Raw genomic sequence first — 15596 nt, forward strand, 5'->3', positions numbered from 1 at the left:
ACGCCATGAAGCTCTACCGCGCGCACGAACACAAGCGCATGCCATGGAAGAATGGCGGCNGGGAGACGGTGGAAATCGCCGTCTTTCCACCGGGTTCTGGCGTCGAAGATTTCGATTGGCGCATCAGCATGGCGGCGGTTGCGAGTGACGGACCATTCTCGATCTTNCCCGACATTGATCGCACGCTGTCCATTCTAGAAGGGAATGGAATGTCGCTTGCAATAGACGGTCAAGAGGCCGTCCCGCTGACGCGTTCGAGTCCGCCACTCGCCTTCGCGGCGGATGTTCCTGTAGCGGCAACGCTTGCCAATGGGACGATTACGGACCTGAATGTTATGACACGGCGTGGGCGCTATCGTCACAGCGTCGAGAGCGTTAGTGGTCGCTTTTCGGTCAGCAAACAGACGGAAACCGAAACGGTATTCGTGCTGGCAACGGGCAATGTTTCTGCGCTGTCAGATCGTCACTCCTTTGCCTTGACGGCACTGGATGCGATGTCGATCGATACCACCGTGACTGTCGAGGCAGATCACACCGTCTGCTATATAATCCGTCTCACGCCGCAGGAATGAATATCGACCGTTCGCTGGCGACGATGTCCTGAAGAAATTGCACCGCGGTTCTAACCCGCGCCAGCTGGCGGGCGTTTTCGTGGAACGCGGTCCAGTAGGAGCGGTGAATGGTTATGTCTGGCAGGATGCGCGTTAGGTTCTGATCATTGCGGGCGATGTAATCATGCAAGATGCCGATACCAGCACCGGAGCGCACTGCCTCAGTCTGGCCTATGGCGCTGGATATTTCAAAGCTGGCATTCCAGTCCCGCATGATTTCACCCGTATAGTTCAACGAAGGCGAGAAGATGAGGTCTTCGACATAACCAATGCGCCGGTGAAGCTTGAGCGCCTCTACCGTCTCAGGCTTTCCGTTCTCCGCGAGGTAGGATTTCGACGCATAGAGACCAAGCGAATAATCGGTGAGTTTGGAGAAAACCAGCCTGCCTTGCTCCGGCCTTTCAATCGTTATGGCAATATCTGCTTCGCGCTGAGACAGCGNAAAAGAGCGTGGCACCGGCACGAGTTCGATCTTGAGTTCTGGATGCAACGATATCAGTGCGCCAAGGCGTGGCGCCAGAAAAGACACGCCAAAACCGTCAGGGGCACCGATCCTCACAGTTCCGCTAATCGCAGCATCGCTCCTTCCGAGACTGGCCTGAACTGCAAGCATTTCAGCTTCCATATGTTCTGCCGATATCAGAAAGCGGCCACCATCTTCCGTCAACTCACAGCCGTTCGTACGGCGGGTGAAAAGTCGGGTCTTCAGTGCCTCCTCCAGGGAGGTCAGCCGCCGGGACAGTGTGGCGTGGTTCAGTCCGAGACGTTTCGATGCAGAAAGAATTTGGCCCGTGCGCGCAACAGCAAGGAAGATGCGGACGTCATCCCAATTCATGGCTTGTTACGCAAAATCACGGGTTCCACGTCGATCAGAGTGAGCGACCTCACCATTGCCGCCGTGGCTGCCTTGTATTTGAGAAAATGCGGTGTCTGTAAATGGGCTTCATATGCCGCAGGGTTGGCATAAATCTCAAGGATACGAATTTTCTCCGGGCAATCCTTTATCGCCACCGCATTCAATGAGATCACGCCCTCTTCCATACTGACCGAAGCCTCGATCTCCTCGGCCAGCAAATGGCGATAGGCATCCAAGTGAAGCGGATCGATTTCGATGTCCGCCATTCTGACGACAAGGTCTTGATCCATCGATTTGCTCACTGTTTGGCCATCCAGTTTTGGACTTCAATTTACGCACAACGGCTTCTTATATCAGCTCATTGATTTGTACAAATTGAAGTGCGATGGTTCGCTATCAAAAAATCCCGGAGGAACACCCATGAAAGAAATCGGTCACTTTATCAACGGCAAGCATGTGGCTGGCACCAGCGGCCGCACATCCAATGTCTATAATCCGGCAACGGGCGAAGTGCAGGCAACGCTTTCACTGGCGAGCGACGCGGAAATTCTGGCTGCCGTGGAAAGCGCCAAGGCTGCGCAGCCGAAATGGGCCGCGACCAACCCGCAGCGCCGGGCGCGCGTGTTCTTCAAATTCGTGGATTTGCTGAACCAGAACATGGACGAGTTGGCCGTGCTGCTTTCGAGCGAACACGGCAAGACGGTGGAAGATTCCAAGGGGGACATTATTCGCGGGTTGGAAGTCTGCGAATTCGTCTGCGGTATTCCGCATCTGTCCAAAGGTGAGTTTACCGAAGGTGCTGGCCCTGCCATCGATATGTACTCCATCCGTCAGCCGGTCGGTATCGGTGCTGGCATTACGCCTTTCAACTTCCCTGGCATGATACCGATGTGGATGTTTGCCCCGGCCATTGCCTGCGGCAACGCTTTCATCTTGAAGCCTTCGGAGCGTGACCCCTCTCTGCCGATCCGTCTGGCAGAATTGATGATCGAGGCCGGTCTGCCCGCTGGTATTCTCAACGTCATCAATGGTGACAAGAGCGCGGTTGACGGCATTCTCACCAACCCGGATATCGGCGCGATCTCCTTCGTCGGCTCCACCCCGATCGCGCGCTATGTCTATGGCACGGCTGCCATGAACGGCAAGCGCGCGCAGTGCTTCGGCGGTGCCAAGAACCACATGATCATCATGCCAGATGCCGATCTCGATCAGGCTGTCAGCGCCTTGATGGGTGCTGGTTACGGTTCGGCAGGTGAGCGCTGCATGGCAGTTTCGGTTGCCGTTCCAGTCGGCGAAGAGACTGCTAATCGCCTCATCGAAAAGCTCATTCCGCAGATCGAGGCGCTGAAGATCGGCCCCTATACCGATGACAAGGCCGATATGGGTCCGCTGATCACCAAGGAAGCGCAGACACGCGTGAGCGGCCTGATCGACAGTGGCGTCGAGCAGGGTGCAAAGCTTGTCGTTGACGGTCGTAATTTCAAGCTTCAGGGCTATGAAGATGGCTATTTCGTGGGCGGATGCCTGTTCGACCATGTCAAGACCGATATGGACATCTACAAGCAGGAGATTTTCGGGCCAGTCCTGTCCGTCGTGCGCGCCAAGAATTACGAAGACGCGCTCGATCTGCCGATGAAGCATGAATATGGCAATGGCGTTGCGATCTTCACCCGCGATGGTGATGCCGCCCGTGATTTTGCCAGCCGCATCAATATCGGCATGATCGGCATCAACGTTCCGATCCCGGTTNCCCTGGCCTACCACTCCTTCGGCGGCTGGAAGGCATCGAGCTTTGGCGATCTCAACCAGCACGGCACAGATTCGATCAAGTTCTGGACGAAGACCAAGACGGTCACGGCTCGCTGGCCTTCGGGCATCAAGACCGGCGCGGAATTCGTCATGCCGACGATGAAGTAAAAAGACTGTCTTTCCAGTCATGCGCCCTCATCGCTGAGGGCGCANTTTTTGTGCGCGTTATTTCGTACCGTACATACGGTCGCCCGCGTCGCCCAGACCGGGCATGATGTAGCCCTGTTCGTTCAAATGGCTGTCGATCGAGGCCGTGAAAATCGGCACATCAGGGTGTGCTTCGCGGAAGTTCTTGATGCCCTCGGGGGCTGCCAGCAGGCACACAAAGCGCATGTTCTTCGCGCCGCGTTCCTTCAATTTGTCCACGGCAGCGATGGACGAGTTGCCGGTTGCCAGCATCGGATCGACAACGATGATCAGGCGTGCATCGAGATTATCAGGGGCCTTGAAGAAATATTCGACGGCTTCAAGTGTGTCATGATCGCGGTACACACCGATATGCGAGACGCGGGCGGACGGAACGAGTTCCAGCATACCTTCCAAAAGCCCGTTGCCGGCACGCAGGATTGAGGCGAACACCAGCTTCTTGCCTTCCAGAACCGGCGCGTCGATGGTCTGCATCGGCGTTTCGATGGTCTCCATCGTCATTTCCAGATCACGCGTGACCTCATAGCAGAGCAGCGTCGAGATTTCCCGCAGCAGACGGCGGAAACCGGCGGTCGAGGTTTCCTTCTTGCGCATGATGGTGAGTTTGTGCTGCACGAGGGGATGAGCGATTACGGTGACGCCGTCCATGGAGCTGGCCTTTTCTTTTATCTATGATGTCTCTGTATTTCACCGAATGAGCGGCTTTCGCAAGACCGGAAACACATTTTGCATCCCCGTTCCCGCTCGATTTATGCCGCTGTCGACTGCGCATCCAGCTTGGCAAGCAGCTTCGCGCGCGTGTCCTCATCCACAAAGGCGGCCTCAAGCGCGGTACGCGTCATGGCATTGGTCTCGGCATCGCTGAATCCGAAAGCATGGCGCGCGATCTCGTATTCCTGCGCCAGCGACGTGTGGAAGAACGGAGGATCATCTGAGCTGATGCAGACGCGCAAGCCTGCATCGCGAAGGCACTTCAGGGGATGACTTTCGAAATCTGGATAGACATGGAGCGCGATATTGGAGCCGGGGCAGACTTCCAACACCGTTCCGAGTTCCACCAGTCGCGCCACCAGCGCATCATCCTCGATGGCGCGCACGCCGTGGCCGATGCGTTGGGGTTTGACAAGATCAAGCGCATCCGCCACGCTGAACGCGCCGCAGACTTCGCCCGCGTGAATGGTGAGCCCAAGCCCGGCATCACGAGCGATATCGAAGGCGCGGGCGTAATCCGCCACGCGGCCCATGCGCTCTTCACCCGCCATGTTGAAACCTGTGATAAGCGGGTGCTTGACCCGCGCCGCATATTCCGCAGCGGCAATGACGCTTTCCGGGCCGAAGTGGCGCTCTCCGGTGACGATGATGCGCGCTTCGATGCCGGTCTTTTCCTTCGCCGCCGCGATGCCTGCCGCGATCCCCGAGAGATAGGCATCCGCGCCCAAACCGATACGGTCGCCGTGATCAGGCGAAATGATCAGCTCACTATAGATGGTGTTTTCACCGGCCAATTCGGTCAGATAGGTTTCGGCCAGAAGCGCGTAATCGTCCTCGGTCTTGAAGACCTGAGCCACGGCATCATAGCAGCGAATGAATTCGGCAAAATCCGTCCAGATATAAGCGCCATCGCGCATGAAGCAGCTGCTGTCTATGCCGTATTTCCTCGCCTGTTGTACCACCAGCGCGGGCGGCGCGGCACCTTCCAGATGGCAGTGGATTTCTGCTTTCAACAAATNCGACGTCACAAGAAACTCCTGCCGTAGCGGCCAGTTGGGATGCCAAGATGAGTGGCGATGCTTTCGCCGATATCGGCNAAGGATGAGCGTATCCCGATATTGCGTTCGCGGATGCCGGGACCGAAGGCCATGATCGGCACGCGCTCGCGGGTGTGATCCGTGCCGCGCCATGTGGGATCGCAGCCATGGTCGGCGGTGAGAATGGCGATATCACCCGGCTGCATCTTGCGGTGAATTTCAGGGAGGCGGGCGTCGAAAGCCTCAAGTGCTGCGGCATAACCCGCCACGTCGCGGCGGTGTCCGTAATTCATGTCGAAATCGACAAAATTGCTGAAGACGAGATCGCCGTTTTCGGCCTCGTCCATCGCCTGCAATGTTGCATCCATCAGCGCTTCATTGCCATTGGCCTTGATAACGCGGGTAACACCCTGATGTGCATAGATATCGCCTATCTTGCCGATGGCGAGCACCTTACGGTCCATCTCCACCAGACGGTCGAGCAAGGTCGGCTCCGGCGGCAACACGGAAAAATCGCGACGATTACCGGTTCGCTCAAAAGTAGCGACAGTTTCTCCGGTAAAAGGCCGGGCAATGACGCGGCCGATATTGAGCGGATCGACCAGTTTGCGGACCGTCTGGCAAAAGGCGATCAGCCGCTCTAGCCCGAAATGCTCTTCGTGCGCGGCGATCTGGAAAACCGAGTCCGAGGACGTATAGCAGATGGGCTTGCCGGTGCGGATGTGTTCTGGGCCGAAACGGGCGATAATGTCGGTACCGGATGCATGACAATTGCCGAGAATGCCGGGAACCTCACCCTGTTCGCAAATGGCTTCAACCAGTTCAGGAGAGAAGGCGTCGCCCTCAGACGGGAAGTACCCCCAATCGAACCGCACCGGCGTGCCTGCTATTTCCCAATGACCTGATGGTGTGTCCTTGCCTTTTGAAACTTCATTGGCGCAGCCATGAACGCCATAGATACGTTCCGGCTGCTCCATGCCCGCTGGTGTTTCGCCGCTGGAAAGCTGGGCGATGTTCAAAAGGCCAAGCGCCGACATGTTCGGCAATTTCAGCGGGCCGGACCGGAGACCTTCGCGATCCGCCGCACTGGCGGCGCAGAATTCGGCGATGTGGCCCAGCGTGTTCGAACCGAGATCGCCATATTGCTCGGCGTCCGGCGCACCACCGACACCGAAGGAATCAAGAACGAGAAGAAAAGCTCGTGCCATGCGTCACCACAAAAAGCGCGGCGTAAAGGGCCGCGAGAACAAATGAGTGATATAATCACCGCGATCAGAAAGGTGAAACGCTTTCTTCAAGCACTGTCTTGATCGTCTGTCCTGGCTTTCTTTGGCGCATTGAGATTGCGTGTGACATACCAGCCAGCAGCTACAACCATGCCCGCCAGAATGTACCATGTGATGGCATAGGACAGATGGTTGTTGGGNAAAGTCAGCATCGTCTTGCCGCCGATGGGCAGGCCGCCGGGATTGGGTGTTGCATCCGCATCGATGTAGAAGGGAGCGGCGTTCTCGATCTGTTTGGTTTCAGCAATCTGGACGATATTGCGGGAGTACCAGCGATTGTTCTGCGGATCGTTGGCGCGCAGGAAAAGGCTGCCGGTTTCAGGCGCCCGCATCAGGCCGATTACCTCGACATTGCCTTCGACCTCGCCCTGGGGGCGGGTAGCCGGATCGCGCTTATTGGTCGGCACGAAGCCTCTGTTAACGATGACGCGTGTGCCATCCGCGCGTTGCAGGGGCGTCAGCACCCAATAGCCGGGGCCGAGATCGGTCACGGTATAGACCTGAACCTCATCCTGATGGCGATATGTGCCGGTAATCTTCACACGGCGATATTCGTATTGCGAAGGATCCGTCATTGCAGGCCATTCGCTTGGCGCGGAAATGTCCACGGGCGCGGCTTGCGCACGCTCCTCCACGTGAGCTACGAGATCGCGCTTCCACGCGAGACGGTTGACCTGCCATGTGCCAAGCGCCAGCAAGCAGTTGGTGAGGACGACGGTCATGAAAATGACGACGATGGCTGCCGGGCGGATGCCCTTACGTGGTGTGGTTTCTTTTTTGGTGGTCATTAGAGCTTTCCCGCTCAACAGAAACCCCATGAATCCGCTCTCCGATTCATGGGGTTTTTGTCTCTCGGAGAGGAGCGACCCGCTGTTACGCGGGCCACGATAGCTTTGCAACGGTGCCGGTTACGGCATGTTGCGCATCTGTTCCATCGTCATCGTCGGCATCATGTTCTTGTTCATGTTGTACATGACCCAGAGAGAACCGACGAGCGTGATCATGACCACAACCAGCGTGAACAGCAGCGACATGAAGGTCCAGCCGCCCTGCGACTTCGTGTTCATGTGCAGGAAGTAGATCATGTGCACGAACACCTGGATGACACCGAAGATCATGATGACGATGACGGTGGTCGTGCGGTTGTCGATGACATCGCCCATGACCAGCCAGAATGGAATTGCCGTCAGGATGACCGAGAGGATGAAGCCGATCATGTAGCTCTTGAAGGAGCCGTGATCCTCACCGCTATCGTGGTGATGATCGTCGCCATGGGCATGCCCGTGTCCGTGATTGTGATCGTGGTTATGGTCGTGTGTGTTTGCACTCATCACAGAACTCCAACCAGATAAACAAAGGAAAAGACGCCAATCCAGATAACATCCAGGAAGTGCCAGAACATGGAAAGGCACGTCAGGCGGCGCATGTTTTCAGGATGCAGGCCAAACTTCTTGACCTGGACCATGAGGGTAACAAGCCATATCACGCCGAAGGTGACGTGCAAACCGTGCGTGCCGACGAGCGCGAAAAAGGCGGACAGGAACGCGGAACGCTGCGGCGTCGCACCTTCGTGGATCAGGTGGTAGAACTCGTAAAGCTCCAGACACAGGAAGGCCAGACCGAACAGGCCGGTGATGGCGAGCCAGATCAGCGTCGTGTTGATGTTCTTCTTCTGCGCTTCCAGCATGGCAAAGCCATAGGTGATGGAGGAAAACAGCAGGAAGGCGGTGTTGATCGCCACCAGCTTCAGATCGAAGAGGTCTGCACCGGATGGGCCGGCCGCATAGCTGCGGCCGACCACGGCATAGGTTGCAAAGAGCGTCGCGNAAATAAGGCAGTCGCTCATCAGATACAGCCAGAAACCGATAGATGTACCGTTTTCCGTGTGGTGGTCTTCCTTTAGATAGAAGACCGGCTTTTCCGCGCCGTCGGCGCTCTGGGCAGGTGCTTGAGACATTCTGTTACGCCTGAGTTGCCAGCAGCTTCGTACGTTCTGCTTCGACTTCCGTCACATCCGATACCGGGATGTAATAGTCGCGATTGTAGTTGAAGGTGTGGGCGATGGAGACCGCTATAATCGCAACCAAGGATACGATTGCCAGCCACCAGATGTGCCACACCAGGGCAAAGCCGAGGACGACGCTGATCGCACTGATGATCACGCCCGTGCCGGTGTTTTTCGGCATGTGAATGGGGATGAAGCCATCGACCGGACGTTCTGCATTGTGTTTCTTCATATGGGCCCAGGCATCGATTTCATGCACGACCGGCGTGAACGCGAAGTTGTAGGCAGGCGGCGGAGAAGACGTAGACCACTCCAGCGTACGACCGCCATAGGGATCACCCGTCACATCACGCAATTGATCGCGTCTGATGTAGCTGACGATGAGCTGGATGATGAAGGACGCGATGCCGAGTGCGATAAGGAATGCACCGAAGGCTGCAACGATGAACCATATCTGAAGCGATGTGTCTTCGAACTGGCTGAGACGACGCGTGATACCCATCAAGCCAAGCACGTAGAGCGGCATGAAGGCAAAGTAGAAGCCGACGAACCAGAACCAGAATGACATCTTGCCCCAGAATGGATCGAGACGGTATCCGAATGCCTTTGGATACCAATAAGCGATACCCGCGAGAACACCGAACACCACGCCACCGATGATCGTATTGTGGAAATGGGCGATGAGGAACAGCGAGTTGTGCAGCACGAAGTCAGCTGGAGGAACGGCCAGCNAAAACGCCCGTCATGCCACCGATGACGAAGGTGATCATGAAGCCCATGGCCCACAGCATCGGGACATCGAACGTGATGCGGCCCTTATACATGGTGAACAGCCAATTGAAGATCTTCGCACCGGTCGGGATCGAGATGATCATGGTCGTTATGCCGAAGAAGGCATTGACGCTGGCACCCGAACCCATGGTGAAGAAGTGGTGCAGCCAGACGACATAAGCGAGAATGGTGATAACCACGGTCGCGTAAACCATCGAGGCGTAACCGAACAGGCGCTTGTTGGAGAATGTCGACACGATCTCGGAGAATATGCCGAATGCTGGCAGCACGAGAATGTAGACTTCCGGGTGACCCCAGATCCAGATGAGGTTGACGTACATCATCGGGTTGCCGCCGAGATCGTTGGTGAAGAAGTTCGTACCAACGTAACGGTCAAGCGTCAGAAGTGCGAGCGTGCCAGTGAGGATCGGGAACGACGCCACGATCAGGATATTGGAACACAGCGATGTCCACACGAAGATAGGCAGGCGCATCAGGGTCATGCCGGGCGCGCGCATCTTGATGATGGTCACGATCAGGTTGATACCGGATAGCGTCGTTCCCACACCGGCGATCTGCAAGCCCCAGATATAATAGTCGACGCCCACACTCGGGCTTCCCTGAATACCCGACAACGGCGGATAGGCCAGCCAGCCCGTCTGCGCGTACTCACCGATGAACAGCGAGATCATTGTTATGACAGCTCCGGCTGTCGTCATCCAGAAGGAGAAGTTGTTGAGGAACGGGAACGAGACGTCACGCGCGCCAATCTGTAGCGGAATGATGTAGTTCATCAGACCGGTGATCATCGGCATCGCCATGAAGAAGATCATGATCACGCCGTGGGCGGTGAAAATCTGGTCGTAATGGTGCGGGTTGAGATACCCCTCAGAGCCACCAGAGGCTATAGCCTGTTGAATTCGCATCATGATGGCATCAGCAAAGCCGCGCATGAGCATGACGAGCGCCAAAATGATGTACATGATACCGATCTTCTTGTGATCGATACTGGTGAACCATTCCTTCCAGAGATATCCCCAGAGACGGAAATAGGTGAGTGCGCCCAAAACGGCCGCGCCACCAAGCGCCACGACCGCAAAGGTCACGATCAGGATTGGCTCATGGAAAGGGATGGATTCCCACGTCAGTTTCCCGAAAAGGAACGACGTTTGATCGGTATTGACGACCATTTTAGCCTCTTGCGATTTTCGGAGTGCTGCCTGCCCAACGGGACGAGTAGAGCATTCCCACGTCATTGAATCTACGTATCGGACAAACCGATGCGCTCAGAGCAGCGCGAACGACGCGCTGCATAGAATTCACTCTCACTCAGCCCGCGCTTTTACCCGCCGAAGGTAATTGCGCTTTCGTATCTGGCAAAGCTGCGGGCTCGAACGTCTGGCCTTCTATGGCCGCTGGCACAGACTGTGGACCTGACGCTATGCCGTAAGGCGAAAGCGGCGTGCAAACCACGGAGTTCAGAGCCTTGGCAATGTCGATGCCTTCCTTGCCGCCGCCGCCATTCGCGTCGATGTGCATCATGTCACGCATGCAGAGCTTGTTCGGCTCCACACAACGGTTGAGGATGGCATCGTAGAGCTGCGGATCGACATTGGCGAAATACTGCACGGGCTCGCGTTCGCTTGGCTTTGCGAATTCGAGATATTCCATGCGGCCGAAGCCCTTGCCCCCATCCTTGGCCTTGGCAACCCACTGATCGAAACCTTCCTGGCTCATGCCATGGAACTTGAAGCGCATGTGCGAGAAGCCGGGGCCGGAGAAGTTGGCCGAGAAGCCGTCGTACACGCCGAGCTTGTTGATGACGGCGTGAAGCTTCGTTTGCATGCCGCCCATGGCGTAAATCTGACCCGCCAGCGCCGGAACGAAGAACGAGTTCATCGCCGTTGTGCCGGTAATCTTGAAGTTGATCGGCACGTCGACAGGCGCTGCGAACTCATTGACGCTGCCGATGCCGAGTTCCGGGTAGAAGAACAGCCACTTCCAGTCCATGGCCACCACTTCGACGGTGATCGGCTTCATATCGGCCGTCACCTGACGATTCTCATCGATACGCTCGATCGGACGATAGGGATCCAAACGGTGGGTCGCGATCCAGGTGACCGTGCCGAGCATCAGAATGATGGCGACCGGAGCCGACCAGATCACCATTTCAAGACGCGTGGAGTGATGCCACTCCGGATCGTAATCCTCCGCCTTGGCGGATGCACGGTACTTCCACGCAAAAAAGAGCGTGAGAGCAAGAACCGGAACAATGATGAGGAGCATCAAAACCGTGGAAGTGATGATGAGGTCTCTCTGCTGGACTGCGATGTCACCGGCAGGATTCATCACAACGAGATCGCAGCCGCTCNAAAGCAGAAGCGACGAAATAGCCAACAGGGCAGATGGAATTTTCATGAGCGTGCGCACGTTCTGATACTCGTACTGNTTTTGGTAATGTCGCGTATAATTGTCAAACGTCATAAAGGACATGAGGTAGTTTGTCGCGGTGCAGCATAAACTTAAAACTGCAATCGTTGCGGCAATCGGATTTTGAGCCGNAAAGGATGAGTGCGCCCCATTATCTCACACGATACGGTCTGGGCAAGCCCCTACGCGCATTCTGTAATTGACGGGTTCAAACCCCTGTGTGACAATCCGCCGCATATGACACAGCGCAAGAGGAGGCGGGTGCGTCATGGACAAGTGCTCTGCACTGCGCAGGAGGGAATTTTTATGAGTTATACCGATACGGCTTTTCCGCAACACAAAGGACCAACCGGTCAGTCGCCAGCGCCGGTTGCTGTCGATCCAGACCGCATCACGATTGCGGTCATTCTGGCCCGAATGACGGAGTTCTTCGATTTTTTCGTCTATGCAATCGCATCCGCACTGGTTTTCCCTCACGTCTTTTTCTCCTTCGTCGATCCCCTGACGGCCACTCTCTATTCATTTGCGGTGTTCTCGCTGGCTTTCATTGCCCGCCCCATCGGCTCGCTCCTGTTTCTCCAGATCGACCGTAAGTTTGGACGTGCGGTCAAACTGGCGACAGCGCTGTTCACGCTCTGTGGCTCCACCATGGCGATCAGCTTTCTACCCTCCTATGCCGAAGCTGGAATGATCGCGCCCATTCTTCTTGCCGTCTTCCGTATCGGCCAGGGTGTTGGTCTCGGCGGCGCGTGGGATGGCCTTGTCTCGCTGCTTGCCATGAATGCGCCTGNAAAACAGCGCGGCTGGTACGCTATGATGCCGCAGCTCGGTGCCGCCATGGGCTTTGGTCTGGCCAGCGCGTTCTTCATTATCTTCACAACACAGCTTTCCAATCCGGAGTTTCTGGCATGGGGCTGGCGCTTCCCGTTCTTCGTGGCCCTGGCGCTTAATGTTCTGGCGCTGTTTGCGCGGCTACGCATGATCATGACACCCGAATTCCAGACGATGCTGCAACAGCATGAGCTCGAGCCGAAGCCGATGTTTGAAATGCTGCGCAAGCAGTCACGCGTTGTGCTGACGGGTGCTTTCGTGCCACTGGCAAGCTTTGCCCTGTTTCACCTTGTCACAGTCTTCCCGCTTAGCTGGGTGTCACTCAACACCGACCAGAAGGTTTCGGATTTTCTGTTTGTTCAATTTGTAAGCGCCATCATCGCTGGTGGCATGATTGTCGTTTCAGGCGTTCTCTCCGACAAATTCGGTCGTCGCAAGTTGCTGGGCGCTGCCGCTGCAATGATCGCGGTGTTCAGCTTCATCGCGCCGGTTCTTCTGTCATCGGGCGATATTGGCCGTTACCTTTTCGTGTTGATCGGATTTGCGCTGCTGGGCTTGTCCTTTGGCCAATCCGGCGGCGCACTGGCATCGCGTTTCAGCCGCGAATACCGCTATACCGGAGCGTCGCTAACGTCAGATATTTCCTGGCTGATCGGCGCAGGCTTCGCGCCACTAGTGGCCCTTGGCTTCTCGTCCAAATTCGGATTGTTTGCCGTCGGCATTTATCTTCTGTCCGGTGCGGTCTGCACGCTTGTCGCGCTATATTTCAGCCGAACGCTGGACATGCCTGCCGAGTAACATGACTTGAAACCTGAAGCGCCGCAGGATCACAAGCGATCCTGCGGCGCTTTTTATACTGGTCAGNTTTCAGCAATCCGAGCAGGTGATCGGATCTGCTTCGCGCTTGGCGAAATAATAATCGCGGCCAATGGTGATCGGTGTAATCTTTGACGACAATGTCGACATGAACATCNAAAGCGTGTGGGGAATCGTCAGTTCCGCATGGACGAGAAAAGCATTAGGCTGCTTCAGGNTTTCAGGGATTTTCACGACAGAATTGACGGGATAAGGCCGCTGATTATCCTGATCCCATGACCAGCTGATCTTCGCGATCTTGTTGGCGTCGACCTGTATCCCGCTGATCTTCAACTTGAGGCCGGTTGTTCCATACGGCACGAAAATGGCCGCAGCTACGTCCTTCATGGTGTTGAGATAGGCCTTGTTGACGGTCTGCGGCTGGGACGTCAAATCTGCAATCGCGCCAGCGGCTCGCGTCGCACGCTTGTAGACGCTAAAGCCGATTGTGAGCTCAAACGCTGTAATGTAAAGCGCGAGCAGGATCGGAAAAATAATGGCGAATTCTACAGCGCCCACGCCCTGACGATCGCGTCTCAGTCGATTGAACGTCTGGCCCAGAGCGCGCATGGCTTGCTTCGTTTTTCTCATGATCTGGACGCACTCATTGATAGGCTTCATTGCGGTAGGCGTCCGTTGCGACGATCAGAAAATGGGATGGCATGGAGCCGTCCTTGGGACGAANTTTTGTAAGATAAGGCCTGACAAGATCGGTGATCACTTGCCAGCGGTAATAGACACGCAGCATGTTGATCGACGTCGGCCCACCCGGCGTGAATCCGAACGCCGAATCATCCAGATCGAAGTACTGGCCGTTCGGCGTCAGCGGTATTGTCTTGGGTATGTCCGCGAAAGTGTTGAAACGCCTTAGATCGATATAGAGCTTCTGCGGTATTTTGATCTCATCGACAGAGCAGGTGATCAAGATCGACACTTCAGCGCAGAACTGCTTTCGGAAATCTTCCTCGGTGATCGTATTGGCGATCTGCCCGGTGCGCAACTTGCGCGCCATGGTGTCAGTCGCGTTTGTCACCAACTGCTCTCCGACCAAAGCGAGAAACGTCTCTATAATGGCGAAGACGATCAGGAAATAAGGGATGGCCAGGATCGCAAACTCTATCGCTGCCGACCCATCGCGGGAGCGGATGAATCTGGCGGCCGGATTTGTTTTGGNAAACACTGATCGCATAGGGCTTTTTATCTTCATGATGAGAAAGCATGTCTGGCCCGAAAGCTTTTATGCGATAGAACTATATGGCTGCTTCCTTTACATTCCCTTGCTTGAAATCATTGCATTTCCCCTAATGACACGATTTCCCCGCTGGACCAGATGAGCGCCACGCGGAGATCATATCAATGGAAGACAGAAATAATATAAATATTGCCAATTTTGTGCATTTGCGGGATATTTACAGGACTGATATTTTTAACGGAAACGCCTTTCTGGCAGTTTCCACTTTGCCTGGGGTGAACATTTGGCCAGCTTCAATGAAACCGTCGAAGGCGGTGTAAAAGAACATTCCGCTATCGGTCGCGCAGGTGGCTCGCTCGTCAGCCAGACGGCGGATGCATTGCGGCAGTCCATTTTGTCCGGTGAATACAAGCCCGGCGATAAGTTACCGAGTGAAGCGGGCCTAACCGAACTGTACAAGGTCAGCCGTACCGTCGTGCGAGAAGCCGTCGCTGCGCTGCGCGCCGACAAACTCGTGGAAGCCCGCCATGGCGCAGGCATTTTTGTGCTGACCTTGCCAATACAGCAACCGCAACCGTTTCAGGACGTGGACCACGACCGCATCTCGTCGATTATCGAGCTTCTGGAATTGCGTGCCGCGGTGGAAACCGAGGCGGCGGAACTGGCGGCGGTTCGCCGATCACCCGCGCAGGAAGAAGCGATCATTCGCTGTCTGTCCGCTGTTCAGGTTTGCATAGAGAAGGCAGAGCCGACAGCCGAGGCCGATTTCAAGCTGCACCTCGCCATTGCCGATGCGACCAACAATCCGCGCTTTCGCGAGTTTCTGGAAGTCATGGGTCAGAATATCATCCCGCGTGCGGCATTAAGGTCATCCCAGTCCGAGCAGACTGCCGCCTCTTACCTGCGACAGCTTCAGAACGAGCACGACGTGATCGTCCACGCAATCTCAGATGGCGATGCTTCCGCCGCCCGGGAGGCCATGCGGAAACACTTGAAGGGTAGCCAGCAGCGCTACCGCGCCATGTTGCGGCAGGGCTGATCGCCAGAACCAAGGG

General features: G+C 56.0%; 15 protein-coding genes and 1 pseudogene. 4 read left to right on the forward strand and 12 right to left on the reverse strand.

Translation table 11 applies throughout. The features are described 5' to 3' along the window. The first annotated feature begins 5 nt into the window (after positions 1–5). Positions 6–572, forward strand: a complete 567-nt coding sequence (locus tag CUC55_RS09630) for a HutD/Ves family protein (protein WP_103087687.1) — start codon at positions 6–8, stop codon at positions 570–572. Here CUC55_RS09630 and CUC55_RS09635 read toward each other — a convergent pair. After that, complete coding sequence (locus tag CUC55_RS09635) at positions 556–1446, reverse strand: LysR family transcriptional regulator (RefSeq protein WP_103087688.1); 891 nt, start codon at positions 1444–1446, stop codon at positions 556–558. The two genes, CUC55_RS09630 and CUC55_RS09635, sit on opposite strands and share 17 nt — an antisense overlap. Beyond that, positions 1443–1757, reverse strand: a complete 315-nt coding sequence (locus CUC55_RS09640) for a putative quinol monooxygenase (RefSeq protein ID WP_067649387.1) — start codon at positions 1755–1757, stop codon at positions 1443–1445. The genes CUC55_RS09635 and CUC55_RS09640 overlap by 4 nt, the downstream gene beginning before the upstream one ends. Before the next feature lie 130 nt (positions 1758–1887). On the opposite strand from CUC55_RS09640, the gene CUC55_RS09645 reads away from it, so the two are divergent. Then, a complete protein-coding gene (locus CUC55_RS09645; protein WP_103087689.1) occupies positions 1888–3384 on the forward strand; it encodes a CoA-acylating methylmalonate-semialdehyde dehydrogenase in 1497 nt (498 codons plus the stop codon). 57 nt (positions 3385–3441) lie between these two features. Here the strand turns inward: CUC55_RS09645 and upp are convergent, their stop codons facing one another. From upp to cyoA, 8 genes and pseudogenes are all read right to left on the reverse strand, one after another. Beyond that, on the reverse strand, positions 3442–4071 hold the full coding sequence (gene upp, locus CUC55_RS09650) for a uracil phosphoribosyltransferase (protein WP_067649394.1): 630 nt from the start codon (positions 4069–4071) through the stop codon (positions 3442–3444). Positions 4072–4172: 101 nt separating this feature from the next. Continuing rightward, positions 4173–5162, reverse strand: a complete 990-nt coding sequence (locus CUC55_RS09655) for an adenosine deaminase (protein WP_103087690.1) — start codon at positions 5160–5162, stop codon at positions 4173–4175. Further along, positions 5159–6379 (reverse strand): phosphopentomutase, encoded by a 1221-nt coding sequence (locus CUC55_RS09660; RefSeq protein WP_103087691.1) that lies wholly within the window; start codon positions 6377–6379, stop codon positions 5159–5161. The genes CUC55_RS09655 and CUC55_RS09660 overlap by 4 nt, the downstream gene beginning before the upstream one ends. An 86-nt stretch (positions 6380–6465) precedes the next feature. Beyond that, positions 6466–7245 carry an SURF1 family protein gene (locus CUC55_RS09665; RefSeq protein WP_103087692.1) on the reverse strand — a complete coding sequence of 260 codons (780 nt, stop codon included), beginning with the start codon at positions 7243–7245 and terminating at the stop codon, positions 6466–6468. Between the two features lie 120 nt (positions 7246–7365). Continuing rightward, positions 7366–7788 (reverse strand): cytochrome o ubiquinol oxidase subunit IV, encoded by a 423-nt coding sequence (cyoD, locus tag CUC55_RS09670; RefSeq protein ID WP_067649406.1) that lies wholly within the window; start codon positions 7786–7788, stop codon positions 7366–7368. After that, on the reverse strand, positions 7788–8414 hold the full coding sequence (gene cyoC / locus CUC55_RS09675; RefSeq protein ID WP_103087693.1) for a cytochrome o ubiquinol oxidase subunit III: 627 nt from the start codon (positions 8412–8414) through the stop codon (positions 7788–7790). Before cyoC ends, cyoD begins: the two co-directional genes overlap by 1 nt. A 4-nt stretch (positions 8415–8418) precedes the next feature. After that, positions 8419–10423: pseudogene (gene cyoB, locus CUC55_RS09680) on the reverse strand (cytochrome o ubiquinol oxidase subunit I). A 139-nt stretch (positions 10424–10562) separates the two neighbouring features. Further along, entirely contained in the window at positions 10563–11651 is a 1089-nt protein-coding gene (gene cyoA / locus CUC55_RS09685) for a ubiquinol oxidase subunit II (RefSeq protein WP_103087789.1), read from the reverse strand. Between the two features lie 318 nt (positions 11652–11969). Here cyoA and CUC55_RS09690 point away from each other — a divergent pair, with 318 nt between their 5' ends. Then, entirely contained in the window at positions 11970–13292 is a 1323-nt protein-coding gene (locus CUC55_RS09690) for an MFS transporter (RefSeq protein ID WP_103087694.1), read from the forward strand. Positions 13293–13361: 69 nt separating this feature from the next. On the opposite strand, the gene CUC55_RS09695 is transcribed toward CUC55_RS09690, so the two are convergent. Next, positions 13362–13970, reverse strand: coding sequence for a TadE/TadG family type IV pilus assembly protein (locus CUC55_RS09695; RefSeq protein WP_425352804.1), 609 nt, complete (start codon positions 13968–13970; stop codon positions 13362–13364). Beyond that, complete coding sequence (locus tag CUC55_RS09700) at positions 13954–14538, reverse strand: TadE/TadG family type IV pilus assembly protein (protein ID WP_103087695.1); 585 nt, start codon at positions 14536–14538, stop codon at positions 13954–13956. The genes CUC55_RS09695 and CUC55_RS09700 overlap by 17 nt, the downstream gene beginning before the upstream one ends. 286 nt (positions 14539–14824) lie before the next feature. Here CUC55_RS09700 and CUC55_RS09705 point away from each other — a divergent pair, with 286 nt between their 5' ends. Next, positions 14825–15580, forward strand: coding sequence for a FadR/GntR family transcriptional regulator (locus CUC55_RS09705; protein ID WP_245303973.1), 756 nt, complete (start codon positions 14825–14827; stop codon positions 15578–15580). The last annotated feature ends 16 nt before the right edge of the window (positions 15581–15596 follow it).

This window comes from Agrobacterium bohemicum, from assembly GCF_002896715.1.
Lineage (GTDB): Bacteria > Pseudomonadota > Alphaproteobacteria > Rhizobiales > Rhizobiaceae > Agrobacterium > Agrobacterium bohemicum.

What these genes read in the sequence shown, in the direction of transcription:
- upp (WP_067649394.1), bottom strand. Translation starts at nt 4,071, where the DNA reads ATGGACGGCGTCACCGTAATCGCTCATCCCCTCGTGCAGCACAAACTC.
- cyoD (WP_067649406.1), bottom strand. Translation starts at nt 7,788, where the DNA reads ATGAGTGCAAACACACACGACCATAACCACGATCACAATCACGGACAC.
- CUC55_RS09640 (WP_067649387.1), bottom strand. Translation starts at nt 1,757, where the DNA reads ATGGATCAAGACCTTGTCGTCAGAATGGCGGACATCGAAATCGATCCG.